General features: G+C 51.4%; 14 protein-coding genes and 1 tRNA gene. 12 read left to right on the top strand and 3 right to left on the bottom strand.

The window, feature by feature from the left end:
• Window positions 1-159: 159 nt before the first annotated feature.
• The 5 genes from H650_RS11460 to H650_RS25955 all read left to right on the top strand — a co-directional run bounded on the left by H650_RS11460 (window position 160) and on the right by H650_RS25955 (window position 6533).
• Entirely contained in the window at window positions 160-900 is a 741-nt protein-coding gene (locus H650_RS11460) for a hypothetical protein (protein WP_459077346.1), read from the top strand.
• Between the two features lie 59 nt (window positions 901-959).
• Entirely contained in the window at window positions 960-1481 is a 522-nt protein-coding gene (locus H650_RS11455; protein ID WP_020455426.1) for a CS1 type fimbrial major subunit, read from the top strand.
• Between the two features lie 365 nt (window positions 1482-1846).
• The gene (locus H650_RS11450) at window positions 1847-3943 is read left to right on the top strand and encodes a TcfC E-set like domain-containing protein (RefSeq protein ID WP_233500425.1); all 2097 of its coding nucleotides are present in this window, start codon (window positions 1847-1849) and stop codon (window positions 3941-3943) included.
• On the top strand, window positions 3940-5223 hold the full coding sequence (locus H650_RS25960) for a hypothetical protein (protein WP_020455424.1): 1284 nt from the start codon (window positions 3940-3942) through the stop codon (window positions 5221-5223). The genes H650_RS11450 and H650_RS25960 overlap by 4 nt, the downstream gene beginning before the upstream one ends.
• A gap of 32 nt (window positions 5224-5255) precedes the next feature.
• Window positions 5256-6533, top strand: coding sequence for a hypothetical protein (locus H650_RS25955; protein WP_044489744.1), 1278 nt, complete (start codon window positions 5256-5258; stop codon window positions 6531-6533).
• Between the two features lie 42 nt (window positions 6534-6575).
• Here the strand turns inward: H650_RS25955 and H650_RS25745 are convergent, their stop codons facing one another.
• The gene (locus H650_RS25745; RefSeq protein ID WP_020455422.1) at window positions 6576-6737 is read right to left on the bottom strand and encodes a hypothetical protein; all 162 of its coding nucleotides are present in this window, start codon (window positions 6735-6737) and stop codon (window positions 6576-6578) included.
• A 652-nt stretch (window positions 6738-7389) separates the two neighbouring features.
• Here H650_RS25745 and H650_RS25280 point away from each other — a divergent pair.
• Entirely contained in the window at window positions 7390-8064 is a 675-nt protein-coding gene (locus H650_RS25280) for a hypothetical protein (RefSeq protein WP_020455420.1), read from the top strand.
• A 32-nt stretch (window positions 8065-8096) separates the two neighbouring features.
• Complete coding sequence (locus H650_RS25950) at window positions 8097-9374, top strand: hypothetical protein (protein WP_044489742.1); 1278 nt, start codon at window positions 8097-8099, stop codon at window positions 9372-9374.
• A 42-nt stretch (window positions 9375-9416) separates the two neighbouring features.
• On the opposite strand, the gene H650_RS25740 is transcribed toward H650_RS25950, so the two are convergent.
• The gene (locus tag H650_RS25740) at window positions 9417-9578 is read right to left on the bottom strand and encodes a hypothetical protein (RefSeq protein ID WP_020455418.1); all 162 of its coding nucleotides are present in this window, start codon (window positions 9576-9578) and stop codon (window positions 9417-9419) included.
• Between the two features lie 652 nt (window positions 9579-10230).
• Here H650_RS25740 and H650_RS25270 point away from each other — a divergent pair.
• Window positions 10231-10905: a hypothetical protein gene (locus tag H650_RS25270; protein ID WP_020455417.1), complete on the top strand. Its 675-nt coding sequence runs from the start codon at window positions 10231-10233 to the stop codon at window positions 10903-10905.
• A 122-nt stretch (window positions 10906-11027) separates the two neighbouring features.
• Here H650_RS25270 and argG read toward each other — a convergent pair whose 3' ends face one another.
• Entirely contained in the window at window positions 11028-12374 is a 1347-nt protein-coding gene (argG, locus tag H650_RS11420) for an argininosuccinate synthase (protein ID WP_020455416.1), read from the bottom strand.
• Between the two features lie 377 nt (window positions 12375-12751).
• Here argG and H650_RS11415 point away from each other — a divergent pair.
• The 4 genes from H650_RS11415 to infB all read left to right on the top strand — a co-directional run bounded on the left by H650_RS11415 (window position 12752) and on the right by infB (window position 17745).
• Window positions 12752-12828 (top strand) — tRNA-Met (locus H650_RS11415).
• A gap of 208 nt (window positions 12829-13036) precedes the next feature.
• Window positions 13037-13489, top strand: coding sequence for a ribosome maturation factor RimP (gene rimP, locus H650_RS11410; RefSeq protein WP_017457352.1), 453 nt, complete (start codon window positions 13037-13039; stop codon window positions 13487-13489).
• Between the two features lie 29 nt (window positions 13490-13518).
• Complete coding sequence (nusA, locus tag H650_RS11405) at window positions 13519-15006, top strand: transcription termination factor NusA (protein ID WP_017457353.1); 1488 nt, start codon at window positions 13519-13521, stop codon at window positions 15004-15006.
• A 24-nt stretch (window positions 15007-15030) separates the two neighbouring features.
• Window positions 15031-17745, top strand: a complete 2715-nt coding sequence (infB, locus tag H650_RS11400; protein WP_020455415.1) for a translation initiation factor IF-2 — start codon at window positions 15031-15033, stop codon at window positions 17743-17745.
• Window positions 17746-17816: the final 71 nt, after the last annotated feature.

Here is a 17816-nt window from a genome sequence, read left to right as displayed (position 1 = left end):
ATTACTGGTCTGAGGAGTAAAATTGATCAAGATTCGGTTTTTAATAATTTATTAATCTGCATGTGTTCGGTTGCTTTAATTTCGAGGCGTGATTATCGTTGCCTCGTTTTTAGCGTTGTCTGGATACTGAATATGTGTTGCGTTTCCTTATTAAGAAAGATTTCATCTGTTTCTCTGGCTCTTATATTCGGACTTAAGATGTCTGCGGCCTTCGCTCTCCCTGAAATAGGGATTGGAAGCATGTATGACACACTGACGCCTGATAAGCAGTCTATTTCTAAACGTATTTATAATACCGGGACATCCACGGCTTTTGTCCGCATCGATCTACTGGAAGTAAATATTGATAAAAGCGGGAAAGTTAAAGAAGCACCGGTAAAAGAGATTGCGGGTAATTCTTTACAGAAAGACAGACTTATTGTCACCCCGCTCAGAATGATTATCCCGCCTGGCGGATTCCAGGCCGCAAGATTTATGTGGCCAGGCGATCGCTCGGTTGAAAAATACTATCGAGTAAGATTTGTTCCGGTTCTGCCAAAAACTGATGATGGCTTCGGATTAAATAATAAAGAAGTCGACGAATATCGTAAAAAAGCATTGAACGCAGGTCTGAATGTTTTATCTGGCTACGGCACATTAGTGATCGTTTTGCCTACAAAGCCTGTTTTTAATACGCAAATTGAATCGTCTTCACCGGCGGGAATTAAAGTAACAAACAAAGGCACCGCCACGATTGTTCTGGAGAATATCCGCAATTGCACCTCGTCTGGTACAGGGTGTAATAGCGCTACGCGTCTTTTCATCCTGCCTGGTAAAACGAAGGTAGTAGATAAACAGAAAGGGCGCAGTACTCTTTTCACCCTTATTGAAGGGGAAAACCAAAAGAAACTACGTTTCTAGTATTAAGAAGTAAGTTGCAAATAAGCAGTGTTGTATTCTTTAAATTGAAAGGATTTTCCATGTTGACTAATAAAATTGCAAAAGCTTGTCTCTTTGGTGGTGTTCTGTCTTTATCTGTATTAGGCAGCACAACGGCGATGGCCGCAAACCAACAAAGTTACAATATCGATGTTTTCGCTCATGTTCCTAGCGATGACTTTCAGGTTGAACCTGTAGAAAGCGGATGGATTAATCAGGCTCAAGAAATTGAGTATGATATTACAACGTCCAAATTAAAAGCATTTGAAAAGCAGTTCCAGTATAAGAACGTTTCTGGCGGAATTCAGGCAACATTGATGAATACCGATTCTAATGGTGACGCTATTCTGTCAAACGGTACCGATATTATTCCTCTGAAAGTTGAATTTAACGGTGTTGAACTGAGCGATACGGCGCAAACCGTTGTTGACGATACCACAGCAAAAGCTGGCGGCCGTACTACTTTGCGCATTAGCCAGTCTGACTCTAAAGCTCTTACTGTGCAGGGTGATTTTACCGGCCAGGTAGCGATGATGTTTGAGGAAGCGCTAGTTAATCCGTAACGTTTATTTCCGTTTATACCCTATAAGCTCATTATAAAAATATTATGAAAATATCATTAATACTTCTTGTTGCTGTTCCATTCGTTGTTTCGGCTGGTGATATGCAACTTGCTGCAAATATGAAAGGGCTGCCAGAAGATTTTAAGCGGTATTTTTATAATTCTGAAGTTGTCGTTCAGGTATATCTGAACGACAACTATATTTTCGATGCCAGTATTTCTCTGCGGGAAAATGGAGATATTAAACTCCTGCGAGTTATTGATGAGCAGCCAAATAGTGATCCCGCAACAAATGCAGTCTGGTCTGATTTTCTTCAGAAGGGTGTTGCCATAGGTAAATGCACAGAGTCTTGCCCGTCCGGACTCATGCAGGTTGTTTATTCTCTTGATAACTCCGCGTTAAAACTTTACACCGCTAATTATGAAACCAGCCAGGTCGTCAGCCGTTATTTGTCAGTGCCAGATGACGCACCGACCGGGTTGATTATGAATAACAGCCTCTCAATCACCGACACGGCTTCAATGCGCAGTTGGGGGATTAACTCATCTTTAACCTCTTCACTGGGCGGCTGGAGTCAACAAGCGGCGTTCCAGTCTTCAGGCACTGACGGTGAGTATCAGTACAGGAATTACAGCCTCTATCAGCTTTTCACCCAAAAAGAGTTTAAAGGCAGCTTTTTGCGTCTGGGTGTGTTTACTCCTGACAGCGATAACGGCAACGTCCAGACCGCGGGGTTTGGCAATGATACTGTTATTGGCGGCATGTGGGGAACATCGGACGCCTTGCTCGCAACCACCGACAGTGTAAGCGCGTGGCCTGTCTATGTGACGGGGCGCAATCAGTCCGTTGCTGAAGTCTGGCGCAATGGCCAAATGATCCGTACCCAGCAATTACAGGCGGGCGTACAGGCGCTGGATACCCGCCCTCTGCCGCTTGGTATTTATGATATTACGATCAAAATTATCGAAAATGGCCAGGTGGTTGATACTCAGGAAGCGCAGATTTTTAAGGCGCAGGGTTGGAATAACCCTGACAAACGCTGGCGTATGAATCTCTGGGGCGGCCAACGTCGCGCGCTGGCAAGTGGCGATGTGAGCGCGGAGGATAAGAATCCCTTTGCGGCTGGCGCGGGTATGGAATGGCTGGTCAATCCCCTGGCGACCGTTGGACTTTCCGGCGCGATGTCTCTTAAAGAGCGTCGTCTGCGGATGCGCACCAACATTACGCTTTCGCAAGACGATCGCTTTTTTGCGCAGTACACGCTGGGTAATTCGCAATATCAAGCGAATCAGGACACAGATCTCCGCTATTACCGCAATTTATATGCGGGCGGTTCCGCCAGTCTTTACTGGCGTTCTACGCTTAGCGATGTTTATGGAAGGCGCGTTCGTACCCGTCAGGCAGGTCAAACGTGGGGTGCCTCTTTGTCGTCCCGATTGCCGGGAGGCTCTTCGCTGATTCTCAATACGCAATATATTGATACCCCCTGGCGTAAAGGAACCGCGGCGGATGTTTCGTGGAGTACGCAAACACGCCTCTTTGATCGCAGTACCACTTTCCGCATGAGCGCTTATGACCGTCCGGGCTTTGATAATGATCGCCGCGATCGGGGTGTCTCTTTTAGCGTGTCGATCGCCTTGTCTCCCTCCGAAGAACATTCGGTATCTTTGAGCACCGGCCTGGAACAGGATCAGAGTTATTCCAGCCTGCAGTATCAATGGGAACCAAAAGATAAAGGGACGTTGCGCAACTTAGGCGGCGGTGTTTCCTTGAGTGCTGCGGATACTACGTTGAATGGCAATGGCGCAGTGGATACCCCCTGGATAAACGGTAACTTCTACGCGCAGCACAGTATGCGGAGCAAAACGAATATTGCAGGCGCGAACCTAAGCCAGGTGCTGGTTATGGGCGGCGGTAAGGTCGCGTCCGTCAATGGCAACAACAGTGGCATGCAGTCTGCGGTGATTGTGGATATGGATGCTGACGATAAAAACACCCGTATCCTCGCAACGGGCAATATGAGCGAACTGCGTCTGAAACCAGGCCGCAATATTTTGCCGGCGGAGCTCTGGAAAAGAAGCGATATCCAGTTTAGCGCCCCCGGTGGCGACAGTGTGCAGGTGTTCCCGGAGCGCCAGACTATCCAGATGAATCGCGGTAGCGTTCAGTATGTGAACATCAAAACAGTGAAGACCTTAACCCTGATTAGTATGCTGCAGAATGCGCAAGGCCAGCTGATTAAAAACCGCTACGTCAAAAGCGATGTCGCGCAGGCCATGGTTAATGCGGAAGGGGTATTGACGCTGGACTCCGGTGTCACAAATCGCCAGTTAACGGTTCCGGCAGAAAATGGCGAGCCAGAACTGCACTGCGAAATTCCAGCCGGGTTGGATCCCAATAAGAGAGTGCAGTTTATCAGCGCGCTTAAATGCCAGCAGGTCGGTTCAGGTGCAACGAAATGAAACAGATTGCACTGAGCTTATTTACGGGGATGGCGCTACTTGCCGGTAGCGCAACGGTGATGGCTGCCACGATGGAGATTACCGCGTCATTTACGCCATCGCTGGAAAACCCGGAAAATAACACTTTCACCAACACCACGCCCGCGGGTGGGTACTGTACGATTTATCCGGACCAATGCGTTGATCTAAAAACATTCAGTATTTCCATGGGCGGGATAACCGCGTCGCTGGCGACGGCTGGCTTCACGGTCGATTCGGATCCCCGAATGGGCGTCTATTTCAAAATGCCGGGCGCATGGCGGAATACCACGTTAATCAACCGCGAAGATGGTTCCGAAACCTCTGTCCGCTTCAGGGTGAGGGGATTCGGTGCAACGTTAAATACGCATAATGACTGGACGATAGAAGATCACAATACAGCCTGGTCAGGAAGCCCCACTGGATGGGGTAACTTTGTTTTTGCCCCTTCACCTTGCTCCTATTCCGGCGTAGGGGTTTATTCAACCAGATATTTTCGTTTTATGTGGCAATGGCCAGCCGAAAATGTGGCCTGTTATAAAGTGGCAAAAATACCGCTGACGGGTGAGCCTTATTTAATTAATGACACCAGCATCATGTATGAGCTGCAAACACCGGAGCCGCTGAAATTAACTTCAGGGCTTTATGAAGGCACCTTATCCCTGACTGTGGGTCCCGGCGGCGATATTGATTTCGGTGATAACTTTCAGGCTTCCGACAATCAGTTAAACCTTCACTTTTCCCTGAGCGTAAACCACGAGCTGAAGCTCACCACCACCCCGGAAAACCAGTCAGTGTCCCTGCAGCCCTGTGCGGCCGGAAAAATTTGTACCGCTGACGAAGGGGAGGCCAACTGGGAACGCTGGATGGTTACCCGCATCACGCCCCAGCTGACCGGCAGGAGCAATTTTAACCTGACAAGCTCGGGGAGCTTTACGGTTTTCCTCGACTGCGCCGATCAGACAGGTAAAGAGTGCGCGCTCACCAGCGATAACAGCGGGCAACAGGTGCCGATGAAAGTGATGATAAATCTGCCGGAAAAGGTGGTGGATATGCAGACCGGCTCAATGGTAAGCGGCAGGCCACTTTTGATTGGCAAAAGCGCAGGGCAGAACTACTTCACTGCAAAAACCTACGGCACAAATGAGCCCGGCAGTATCGATTTTCTGGTGCGCCAGAAAGATGTGGACACCATGCTGTCGACGCGTCCGGACACCTATCGCGGTGCGGTGAGCGTGATTTTTGATCCGAATATCTTTTGAATTTACGCGACGGCGCAGATCGAGTGAAAAAAATGAATCTTCCATTTACACGCGTGCTTTCACAGTTGCTGGCTGCATGCCTGCTTCTTGTGCACTTCGCCTTATCGGCGGCGACAATGGATATTACAGCGTCATTTACGCCATCGCTGGAAAATCCAGAAAATAATACTTTCACCAACACCACGCCCGCGGGTGGGTACTGTACGGATTATCCTGAGCAGTGTCTTAATTTGAAAACATTCAGTATTTCCATGGGCGGAATAACTGCATCGCTGGCGACGGCAGGCTTCACGGCCAATTCTGACCCCAGGATGGGCGTCTATTTAAGGATGCCGGGCGCATGGCGGGATATAACATTAACCAACCAGGAGGATGGATCCCATACCATTGTTCGTTTCAGAGTCGGTGGATTTGGTGCAGTGTTAAATACACATAATGCATGGACTATCGATGATTATAAGGGATCCTGGTCCGGTGGAAGCTTTGTTAATGCCCCCTCACCCTGCATGTTTTCCGGTGTAGGGGCATATACAACCAGATACTATCGTTTTATGTGGCGATGGCCAGCCGACAATGCGGCCTGTTATAAAGTGGCAAAAATACCGCTGACGGGTGAGCCTTACTTAATTAATGACACCAGCATTATGTATGAGCTGCAAACACCGGAGCCGCTGAAATTAACTTCAGGGCTTTATGAAGGCACCTTATCCCTGACGGTGGGCCCCGGCGGCGATATTGATTTCGGTGATAACTTTCAGACTTCCGACAATCAGTTAAACCTTCACTTTTCCCTGAGCGTAAACCACGAGCTGAAGCTCACCACCACCCCGGAAAACCAGTCAGTCTCTCTGCAGCCCTGTGCGGCCGGAAAAATTTGTACCGCTGACGAAGGGGAGGCCAACTGGGAACGCTGGATGGTTACCCGCATCACGCCCCAGCTGACCGGCAGGAGCAATTTTAACCTGACAAGCTCGGGGAGCTTTACGGTTTTCCTCGACTGCGCCGATCAGACAGGTAAAGAGTGTGCGCTCACCAGCGATAACAGCGGGCAACAGGTGCCGATGAAAGTGATGATAAATCTGCCGGAAAAGGTGGTGGATATGCAGACCGGCTCAATGGTAAGCGGCAGGCCACTTTTGATTGGCAAAAGCGCAGGGCAGAACTACTTCACTGCAAAAACCTACGGCACAAATGAGCCCGGCAGTATCGATTTTCTGGTGCGCCAGAAAGATGTGGACACCATGCTGTCGACGCGTCCGGACACCTATCGCGGTGCGGTCAGCGTGATTTTTGATCCGAATATCTTTTGAATTCACTGAGCCACGTCTTCGCGGAACAAGTGACGCTGCCATTCAGGACGAAAGCGGCTGCGGCGGGGCGCGGAAAATAGGCGCAATATCGCATCTGGTGGTGATGGTGCGCCGGGCTCCCCGGCGCAAAAGCGTATCCGGACGCGTCGCACTGCCTTTCAGTGCCGGGAAAGCAAAACCGTGAACCTGAATTACCTGGCGCATTTCCGCCAGACTTGAATTGCATAAAAAAGTGCCATTTATCAGCGCCTTCTGTTATGCGTTTTGATGTTTACAGAGAAATATTATGTGCCTACTACGCCACATTACGCGAGCAGCCTTATCCGTTTCGCTATGCGTGATAAGTTTCTGCGCTGTCGCGGCGGAAATGAATATCAGCGCCAGTTTTACTCCGTCGGCAACGAATCCGGAAAACGGCGCATTCACCAATACCACACCGCTTTCAGGGTATTGTGCGACCTGGCCTGTGTATTGCCCGCCGGGTGCATTTGGTATCGCGTTGCCGTTAGAGCTGACGTTGAAAAAGCCGATTATGGCTAATGACATACCAAGAAATAACCCCTACTTCGGGTTAAGTAATAAGGCCAGAACGCTACCTGTCGTTAACGAAACGACCGGCGAAATTGCGCAAGTAACCTTCCGAATCAGTGGCTTCAGTGCAAGATATTCCCCACCCACCCCCAGTACAACATGGGTTGGCGGATCATTTATGTACCCCAACCCCCCTTGCCAGTATGGCGGACCCAGTGTAGGGGACAACGTTTATTATAGCTTTATATGGAAGGTAACCTCTGCGGATGGAGCTTGTTATAAAATCAGTAACATAGACAGAACCGAGCCGTCCCGCTTTTACAACATGAGTATTGCCTACGAACTGGATACGCCGGATCCGCTGAAGATGAGTTCCGGTATCTATAAAGGCACCGCATCGCTCACTGTTGGCCCCGGTGGCAACATTGATTTTGGCGATGTGTATGAAGCTAACGATACCGTGCTGAATATTAACTTTGCGCTGACGGTAACTCATGAACTGAAACTCACGCCGGCCGCTGGTGCGCAGACGGTTGCCCTGCAACCCTGTCCATCGGGAAAGATCTGCTCAGAGGATGAGGGGAAGGTCAACTGGGAACGCTGGATGGTTTCCCGCGTGACGCCGCAACTGACCGGGCGAAGCGCGTTTACGCTCTCCAGTTCCGGTGGGTTCACCGTGTTCCTGGACTGCGCCGATCAGATAGGTAAGGAGTGTGCGCTTACCAGCGATAACAGCGGGCAACAGGTGCCGATGAAGGTGACGATCAACATGCCGGAGAATGTGGTGGATATGCAGACCGGCTCCACGGTAAGCGGCAGACCGCTTTTCATTGGCAAAACTGCGAACCAAAACGAGTTCACCGCCAAAGTCTATGGGGCAGATAAACCCGGCAGTATCGATTTCCTGGTGCGCCAGAAAGATGTGGACACCATGCTGTCGACGCGCCCGGACACCTATCGCGGTGCGGTGAGCGTGATTTTTGATCCGAATATCTTTTGAATTTACGCGACGGCGCAGATCGAGTGAAAAAAATGAATCTTCCATTTACACGCGTGCTTTCACAGTTGCTGGCTGCATGCCTGCTTGTTGTGCACTTCGCCTTATCGGCGGCGACAATGCCCATTACAGCAGAGTTTGTGCCATCGCTGGAAAACCCGGAAAAAAACACCTTCACGAATACCACGTCACAGAGTGGATATTGTTCAATTTTGCCTGGGGAATGTGCCGGTACCGGAATGGTCAGTATCTCAATGGGCGGCATAACGGCCTCTCTGGCGACGGCCGGGTTTACGGCTAATTCTGATCCCAGAATGGGGATGTACTTTAAAATGCCAGGCGCAATGCGCAATATCACGGTGGTGAATCAGCAAACGGGCTCGTCGGTGACGCTTGGTTTCAGGGTTAACGCTTTTTCTGCAAGATACCATACGCGAGCAGACTGGCCCGTCAGCCAGCATCAATCTACGTGGAACGGCAGTAGTTTTGTATATGCTCCCGCACCCTGCGGTTATTCGGGCGTGGGCTGGATTAGCTATACCGCTTATCTATTTATGTGGAAATGGCCAGCCAGTGATTCTGCCTGCTATAAAACAGCCAGGATCAACCTGACGGACGAGCCTTATTATATTGACTTGACCAGCTTAGGGTATGAGTTAGTCACACCTGATCCGCTGAAAATGGCATCCGGCACCTATACAGGAACCCTATCTCTTAGCGTGGGTTCCGGTGGAGATATTGATTTCGGTGATAATTTTAAGACTTCCGACAATCAGTTAGATCTCAACTTTACCCTCTCTGTAAACCATGAACTGAAACTGACTCCGGCCACCGGTGCGCAGACGGTCGCCCTGCAACCCTGTCCATCGGGAAAGATCTGCTCAGAGGATGAGGGGAAGGCCAACTGGGAACGCTGGATGGTTTCCCGCGTAACGCCGCAACTGACGGGGCGAAGCGCGTTTACGCTCTCCAGTTCCGGTGGGTTCACCGTTTTCCTGGACTGCGCCGATCAGATAGGTAAGGAGTGTGCGCTTACCAGCGATAACAGCGGGCAACAGGTGCCGATGAAGGTGACGATCAACATGCCGGATAATGTGGTGGATATGCAGACCGGCTCCACGGTAAGCGGCAGACCGCTTTTCATTGGCAAAACTGCGAACCAAAACGAGTTCACCGCCAAAGTCTATGGGGCAGATAAACCCGGCAGCATTGATTTTCTGGTGCGCCAGAAAGATGTGGACACCATGCTGTCGACGCGCCCGGACACCTACCGCGGTGCGGTCAGCGTGATTTTTGACCCGAATATCTTTTGAATTCACTGAGCCACTTCTTCGCGGAACAAGTGACGCTGCCATTCAGGACGAAAGCGGCTGCGGCGGGGCGCAGAAAATAAGCGCGATATCGCATCTGGTGGTGATGGTGCGCAGGGCTTCCCGGCGCAAAAGCGTATCCGGACGCGTTGCACTACCTTTCAGTGCCGGAAAAGCAAAACCGTGAACCTGAATTACCTGGCGCATTTCCGCCAGACTGGAATTGCATAAGAAAGTGCCATTTATCAGCGCCTTCTGTTATGCGTTTTGATGTTTACAGAGAAATATGATGTCCCTACTACGCCACATTACGCGAGCAGCCTTATCCGTTTCGCTATGCGTGATAAGTTTCTGCACTGTCGCGGCGGAAATGAATATCAGCGCCAGTTTTACTCCGTCGGCAACGAATCCGGAAAACGGCGCATTCACTAATACCACACCGCTTTCGGGGTATTGTGCGACCTGGCCTGCGTATTGCCCTGCGGGCTCCTTTGGTATTGCGTTGCCGTTAGAGCTGCGCTTAAAACAGCCGATTGTTGCCAATGATGTACCAAGAAATAACCCCTACTTCGGGTTAAGTAATAAAGCCAGAACGCTACCTGTCGTTAACGAAACGACCGGCGAAGTTGCGCAAGTGACCTTCCGGATCAGTGGCTTCAGTGGGCGATATTCATTGGCCGGGAATGATTACGCCTGGGTTGGGGGATCGTATTCCTCGCCAAACTCACCTTGCCAGAACAGTGGCCCCCTTGTGGGAAACTCCAACTGGACGGCTTTTGTATGGAGAGTCACCACAGCAGAGGGCGCTTGTTATAAAGTCAGTACCATAGACAGAACAGAGCCGTCCCGCTTTTACAACATGAGTATTGCCTACGAACTGGATACGCCGGATCCGCTGAAGATGAGTTCCGGTATCTATAAAGGCACTGCTCCACTCACCATTGGCCCCGGGGGTAACATTGATTTTGGCGATGTGTATGTAGCCAGCGATACCATGCTGAATATTAACTTTGCGCTGACGGTGACCCATGAACTGAAACTCACGCCGGCCGCCGGTGCGCAGACGGTTGCCCTGCAACCCTGCCGATCGGGAAAAATCTGCTCAGAGGATGAGGGGAAGGCCAACTGGGAACGCTGGATGGTTTCTCGCGTGACGCCGCAACTGACCGGGCGAAGCGCGTTTACGCTCTCCAGTTCCGGTGGGTTCACCGTGTTCCTGGACTGTGCCGATCAGATAGGTAAGGAGTGCGCGCTTACCAGCGATAACAGCGGGCAACAGGTGCCGATGAAGGTAACGATCAACATGCCGGATAATGTGGTGGATATGCAGACCGGCTCCACGGTGACCGGCAGACCGCTTTTCATTGGCAAAACTGCGAACCAAAACGAGTTCACCGCCAAAGTCTATGGGGCAGATAAACCCGGCAGTATCGATTTTCTGGTGCGCCAGAAAGATGTGGACACCATGCTGTCGACGCGCCCGGACACCTATCGCGGTGCGGTGAGCGTGATTTTTGATCCGAATATCTATTGAGGATATGGAACGCCCATCCTGGCGGGAGAAAGCGAACCGGCTTGATAAATGTTGTTAAGCTGAAGCGATAACTTAAAGCAGAGAATCGTGCCTGCAAGGCAGGCACGAAGATGCAGAGAGACTTATTTCTTCTCGCTGTTTTCCAGGTTTTCTACCTGAGGCAGGCCATTCCCGGCCGTGGTGGAAAGCAGACCGGTTTGCACGTAGTTGAACAGTTTCTCACGGGTATCGGTAATATCCAGATTGCGCATCGTCAGCTGACCGATACGGTCATCCGGGGAGAACACGGACTCGCCTTTTTCCATCGTCAGACGCTCTGCTTTGTAGGTCAGATTGTCGGAAACGGTATTCAGAATCGAATAATCATTGCCGCGACGCAGCTCCAGCGTGACTTCACCGGTGATGGCGCTTGCTACCCAGCGTTGCAGGGAGTCACGCAGCATCAGTGCTTGCGGATCGAACCAGCGGCCCTGGTACAGCAAGCGACCAAGCTGGCGGCCATGGGCGTGATATTGCTCAATAGTGTCTTCGTTGTGGATACCGGTCAGCAGACGTTCGTACGCGATATGCAGCAACGCCATTCCCGGGGCTTCGTAAATACCGCGGCTTTTCGCTTCGATAATACGGTTCTCAATCTGATCGCTCATTCCCAGACCGTGACGGCCACCGATGCGATTGGCTTCCAGCATCAGTTCAACATCATCAGTGAAGGTTTTGCCGTTCAGCGCAACCGGATGACCGCGCTCAAAACGTACGGTAACTTCTTCCGCCGGGATTTTGACATTCTCATCCCAGAATTTAACCCCCATGATTGGGTTAACAATCTTCACGCTGGAATTGAGGAACTCTAAATCTTTCGCTTCGTGCGTTGCGCCCAGCATGTTGGAGTCAGTCGAGTAGGCTTTTTCTGCCGACATTTTGTAGTCGAAACCAGAGGCAACCATGAATTCGGACATTTCCTGACGGCCGCCGAGTTCATCAATAAAGTCGGTATCCAGCCACGGCTTATAGATTTGCAACTCGGCGTTAGTCAGAAGGCCGTAGCGATAGAAACGCTCAATATCGTTGCCTTTATAGGTGCTGCCGTCGCCCCAGATATTCACACCGTCTTCTTTCATTGCCGCAACCAGCATCGTGCCGGTTACCGCGCGGCCCAGCGGCGTGGTGTTAAAATAAGTCAGACCACCTGTCGTATTATGAAAAGCGCCGCACTGGATGGCGGCAATGCCTTCGGCGACCAGTTGTTTACGGCAGTCGATTAGGCGAGCATTTTCCGCACCGTACTCCTTTGCGCGACGGGGAATGGCGTCATAATCATCCTCGTCCGGTTGACCCAGGTTCGCAGTGTATGCATAAGGAACCGCGCCTTTTTGGCGCATCCACAGCAGCGCTGCGCTGGTGTCCAGTCCGCCGGAGAAAGCGATGCCGATACGTTGACCTGCGGGAAGATGCTTGAGAATCGTCGTCATAAAAAAATCCCTGCTTGATAGACCGATGGTGAGAGACTTAACAGCCACGCCATACTCTTTGTGCCATCCGACCAGAACAATTAGTGAATGGTTATGCAAAATAAGTGAGTTTTCATTTAATCATCTTTTGACGATGACCGGAAGAGAAGAGTGCAATTTTCATTGCGATAGTGGTGAACACTGCTGTTTACATGCTTAAAAATAATACGCAACAAAATTGCATACGTCAGGGGCACAGGATGCTAACGCGCCACGGTTGACAGAACGGTATGTATATCAATATACTGCAGCCCGGTTTTACGTCCCGTCTTCGGTACCAAATCCCAGCATTATTTGCAAATTTGCACTCAAGCGAGTAGAATTTGCCACGTTTCAGGCGCGGGGTGGAGCAGCCTGGTAGCTCGTCGGGCTCATAACCCGAAGGTCGTCGGTTCAAATCCGGCCCCCGCAACCACTTTCCCTAAGTGTTCTTTTTCAAATATACTATGAAGACTTAACGCCTTCGCAGCTGGATTTGAAAAAAATACTCACGGAAGGTTCTCCAGGCCGCAGTTGCGGCTATAGGGTTCAGTTAATTAAAGCCCCGATTTATCGGGGTTTTTTGTTATCTGAGTACGAAATAACTGGGCTATACGCCCTTTTTTTATGTCTTGGGGGTGGACTTGTCCACATTAGAGCAAAAATTAACAGAGATGATTACGGCGCCGGTTGAAGCACTGGGCTATGAACTGGTCGGTATCGAGTTTGTGCGCGGGCGCACATCTACACTGCGCATCTATATTGATAGTGAAGATGGCATCAATGTTGATGATTGCGCTGATGTCAGCCACCAGGTCAGTGCGGTACTGGATGTTGAAGATCCGATTACCGTGGCTTACAACCTGGAGGTTTCCTCACCAGGTCTTGAGCGTCCTTTGTTTACGGCTGAGCACTATGCGCGCTTTAAGGGCGACGAAGTCTCGCTGGTTCTGCGTATGGCGGTTCAAAACCGTCGTAAATGGCAGGGCATCATTAAAGATGTCGATGGCGAGATGATCACCGTTACGGTCGAAGGTAAAGATGAAGTGTTCGCATTGAGCAATATTCAAAAAGCGAACCTGGTCCCCCACTTTTAACAGTCTGGATTTGAGGTGAAAGGCCCCCGATGAACAAAGAAATTTTGGCTGTTGTTGAAGCTGTTTCTAACGAAAAGTCGCTTCCGCGTGAAAAAATCTTTGAAGCGCTGGAAAGTGCTCTGGCTACAGCAACCAAGAAAAAATACGAACAAGAGATCGATGTTCGCGTAAGCATTGATCGTAAAAGCGGTGATTTCGACACGTTCCGTCGCTGGCTGATCGTTGAAGAAGTGACGCAGCCGACACGTGAGATCACCCTCGAAGCAGCGCGTTACGAAGATGAGAGCCTGAACCTCGACGACTATGTTGAAGATCAGATTGAATCCGTCACGTTTGACCGCATCACCACCCAGACCGCAAAACAGGTCATTGTACAGAAAGTACGTGAAGCTGAGCGCGCAATGGTGGTCGATCAGTTCCGCGAGCACGAAGGCGAAATCATCACCGGCGTGGTGAAGAAAGTGAACCGCGACAACATCACGCTGGATCTCGGCAACAACGCTGAAGCCGTTATCCTGCGCGAAGATATGCTGCCGCGTGAAAACTTCCGTCCGGGCGACCGCATCCGCGGTGTGCTGTACGCTGTGCGCCCTGAAGCGCGTGGTGCGCAGCTGTTCGTGACCCGTTCCAAACCGGAAATGCTGGTTGAACTGTTCCGCATTGAAGTGCCGGAAATCGGTGAAGAAGTTATCGAGATTAAAGCCGCAGCCCGCGATCCGGGTTCTCGTGCCAAAATCGCCGTGAAGACTAACGACAAGCGTATCGATCCGGTCGGCGCCTGCGTGGGTATGCGCGGTGCGCGTGTGCAAGCGGTTTCGACGGAACTTGGCGGTGAGCGTATTGATATTGTGCTGTGGGACGATAACCCGGCGCAGTTCGTTATCAACGCAATGGCACCGGCTGACGTTGCTTCTATCGTGGTGGATGAAGATAAACACACCATGGATATCGCCGTTGAGGCGGGCAACCTGGCGCAGGCTATCGGCCGTAATGGTCAGAACGTGCGCCTCGCGTCTCAGCTGAGCGGCTGGGAACTCAACGTCATGACCGTTGAGGATCTGCAGTCCAAGCATCAGGCTGAGGCTCATGCCGCGATTGACACCTTCACCCGCTACCTGGACATTGACGAAGATTTCGCCACCGTTCTGGTCGAAGAAGGTTTCTCTACGCTGGAAGAACTGGCCTATGTGCCAATCAAAGAGCTGCTGGAAATCGATGGTCTGGATGAAGACACCGTCGAAGCCCTGCGTGATCGTGCGAAAAACGCGCTGACCACTCTGGCACTGGCGCAGGAAGAAAGCCTCGGTAATAAAGAACCGGCTGAAGACCTGCTTAACCTGGAAGGTCTGGATCGCGCACTGGCTTTCAAACTGGCTGCTCGTGGTGTTTGTACGCTGGAAGACCTCGCTGAACAAGGTGTGGATGACCTGAGCGATATCGAAGGGTTAACCGATGAGAAAGCAGGTGAGCTCATCATGGCCGCACGTAATATTTGCTGGTTTGGCGACGAAGCGTAATAAACTGTAGCAGGAAGGAACAGCATGACAGATGTAACCGTAAAAACGCTGGCCGCTGAGATTCAAACCTCTGTGGACCGCCTGGTACAGCAATTTGCTGACGCAGGGATCCGCAAGTCCGCTGAAGACTCAGTGACGGCACAAGAAAAGCAGACGCTGTTAGCGCATTTGAACCGTGAGCACGGTTCTTCGCCTGACAAGCTGACCCTGCAGCGCAAGACGCGCAGTACATTAAGTATTCAGGGCACCGGTGGGAAAAGTAAATCGGTGCAGATCGAAGTCCGTAAAAAACGCACCTTTGTAAAACGCGATCCACAAGAGGCTGAACGTCTCGCTGCGGAAGAAGAGGCGATGCGTGAAGCGGAAGAGAAGGCCCGTCGTGAAGCAGAGGAAGCCGCTGAGCGCGAAGCCGAGGAAAAAGCCAAACGTGATGCCGAAGCTCGTGCGAAACGTGAAGCTGATGAAAAGGCTAAACGCGAAAATGCTGAAAATGCAAAACGCGAAGCTGCGGAAAATAGCAAAGTGAGCAACCAACAATCTGACGAAATGACCAGGACAGCCCAGGCGGAAAAAGCCCGCCGTGAATCCGAAGCGCAAGAACTTAAGCGCAAAGCGGAAGAAGAGGCTCGTCGTAAACTGGAAGAAAATGCGCGTCGCGTAGCGGAAGAAGCTCGTCGTATGGCTGAACAAAATGAAGCGAACTGGGCAGCTCCGGCAAGCGAAGAAGAAGAGACTACTGGTGACTACCATGTAACCACTTCCCAGCATGCCCGCCAGGCGGAAGATGATAACGACCGTGAAGTTGAAGGCGGTCGTGGTCGCAGCCGCACAGCGAAAGCAGCGCGTCCGAAGAAAGGCAACAAACACGCTGAAAGCAAAGCTGATCGTGAAGAAGCGCGTGCGGCAGTTCGCGGTGGTAAAGGCGGCCGTCAGCGTAAAGGTTCTGCTCTGCAGCAGGGCTTCCAGAAGCCCGCTCAAGCGGTTAACCGTGACGTCGTGATCGGCGAGACCCTGACCGTTGGCGAACTGGCTAACAAGATGGCGGTTAAAGGCTCTCAGGTCATCAAAGCGATGATGAAACTGGGCGCGATGGCGACCATCAACCAGGTTATTGACCAGGAAACTGCGCAACTGGTTGCTGAAGAGATGGGCCATAAAGTTATCCTGCGTCGTGAAAACGAGCTGGAAGAAGCGGTAATGAGCGACCGTGACACAGGTGCTGCAGCAGAACCGCGCGCACCGGTTGTGACCATTATGGGTCACGTTGACCACGGTAAAACCTCTCTGCTGGACTACATTCGTTCAACGAAAGTGGCCTCTGGCGAAGCGGGCGGCATTACTCAGCACATTGGTGCTTACCACGTTGAAACCGACAACGGCATGATCACCTTCCTGGATACCCCAGGCCACGCCGCGTTTACCGCAATGCGTGCCCGTGGTGCTCAGGCAACGGATATCGTGGTTCTGGTTGTTGCTGCCGATGACGGCGTGATGCCGCAAACTATCGAAGCTATCCAGCACGCGAAAGCGGCGCAGGTGCCGGTAGTGGTTGCCGTGAACAAGATCGATAAGCCTGAAGCCGATCCGGATCGCGTTAAAAACGAACTCTCTCAGTACGGCATCATTCCGGAAGAGTGGGGCGGCGAAAGCCAGTTCGTACACGTTTCCGCGAAAGCTGGTACCGGTATCGACGAACTGCTGGATGCGATCCTGCTGCAGGCCGAAGTTCTTGAGCTGAAAGCCGTACGTAAAGGTATGGCGAGCGGCGTGGTTATCGAATCCTTCCTCGATAAAGGTCGTGGTCCGGTGGCATCCGTGCTGGTGCGCGAAGGTACGCTGCATAAAGGCGATATCGTGCTGTGTGGCTTCGAATATGGCCGCGTGCGTGCGATGCGTGACGAACTGGGTCGCGAAGTCACCGAAGCGGGTCCGTCCATTCCGGTAGAAATCCTCGGTCTGTCCGGTGTTCCGGCTGCGGGTGATGAAGCGACTGTTGTGCGTGACGAGAAGAAAGCGCGTGAAGTGGCACTGTACCGTCAGGGCAAATTCCGCGAAGTTAAACTTGCGCGTCAGCAGAAATCCAAACTGGAAAACATGTTTGCCAACATGACCGAAGGCGAAGTTCACGAAGTGAACATCGTTCTGAAGGCCGATGTTCAGGGTTCTGTCGAAGCTATCTCCGATTCTCTGCTGAAACTGTCTACCGACGAAGTGAAAGTGAAGATCGTGGGTTCTGGCGTAGGTGGTATCACCGAAACCGACGCGACGCTGGCTGCTGCATCCAACGCGATTCTGGTTGGCTTTAACGTTCGTGCCGACGCTTCTGCGCGTCGCGTGATCGAAGCGGAAGGTCTGGATCTGCGTTACTACTCCGTCATCTATAACCTGATCGACGAAGTGAAAGCGGCAATGAGCGGTATGCTCTCTCCGGAGCTGAAACAGCAGATCATCGGTCTGGCGGAAGTTCGCGATGTGTTCAAATCGCCGAAATTCGGTGCGATCGCGGGCTGTATGGTTACCGAAGGTGTGGTTAAACGTCACAACCCGATCCGCGTTCTGCGCGACAACGTGGTTATCTATGAAGGCGAGCTGGAATCCCTGCGTCGCTTCAAAGATGACGTCAACGAAGTCCGTAACGGCATGGAATGTGGTATCGGCGTTAAGAACTACAATGATGTACGTACCGGCGATATGATCGAAGTATTCGAGATCATTGAGATCCAACGTACTATTGAGTAATTCGCTTCGCTTTTCGGCTGCTAGCCAGCCGAAATCAAAGTGGATGAACATTGCTGGCCGGGTAAGCGAAG

The sequence above is a fragment of the Enterobacter sp. R4-368 genome (assembly GCF_000410515.1).
Taxonomy (GTDB): domain Bacteria; phylum Pseudomonadota; class Gammaproteobacteria; order Enterobacterales; family Enterobacteriaceae; genus Kosakonia.
The sequence above is the reverse complement of the archived record's forward strand: the minus strand, read 5'-3'. Positions and strand labels throughout refer to the sequence as shown.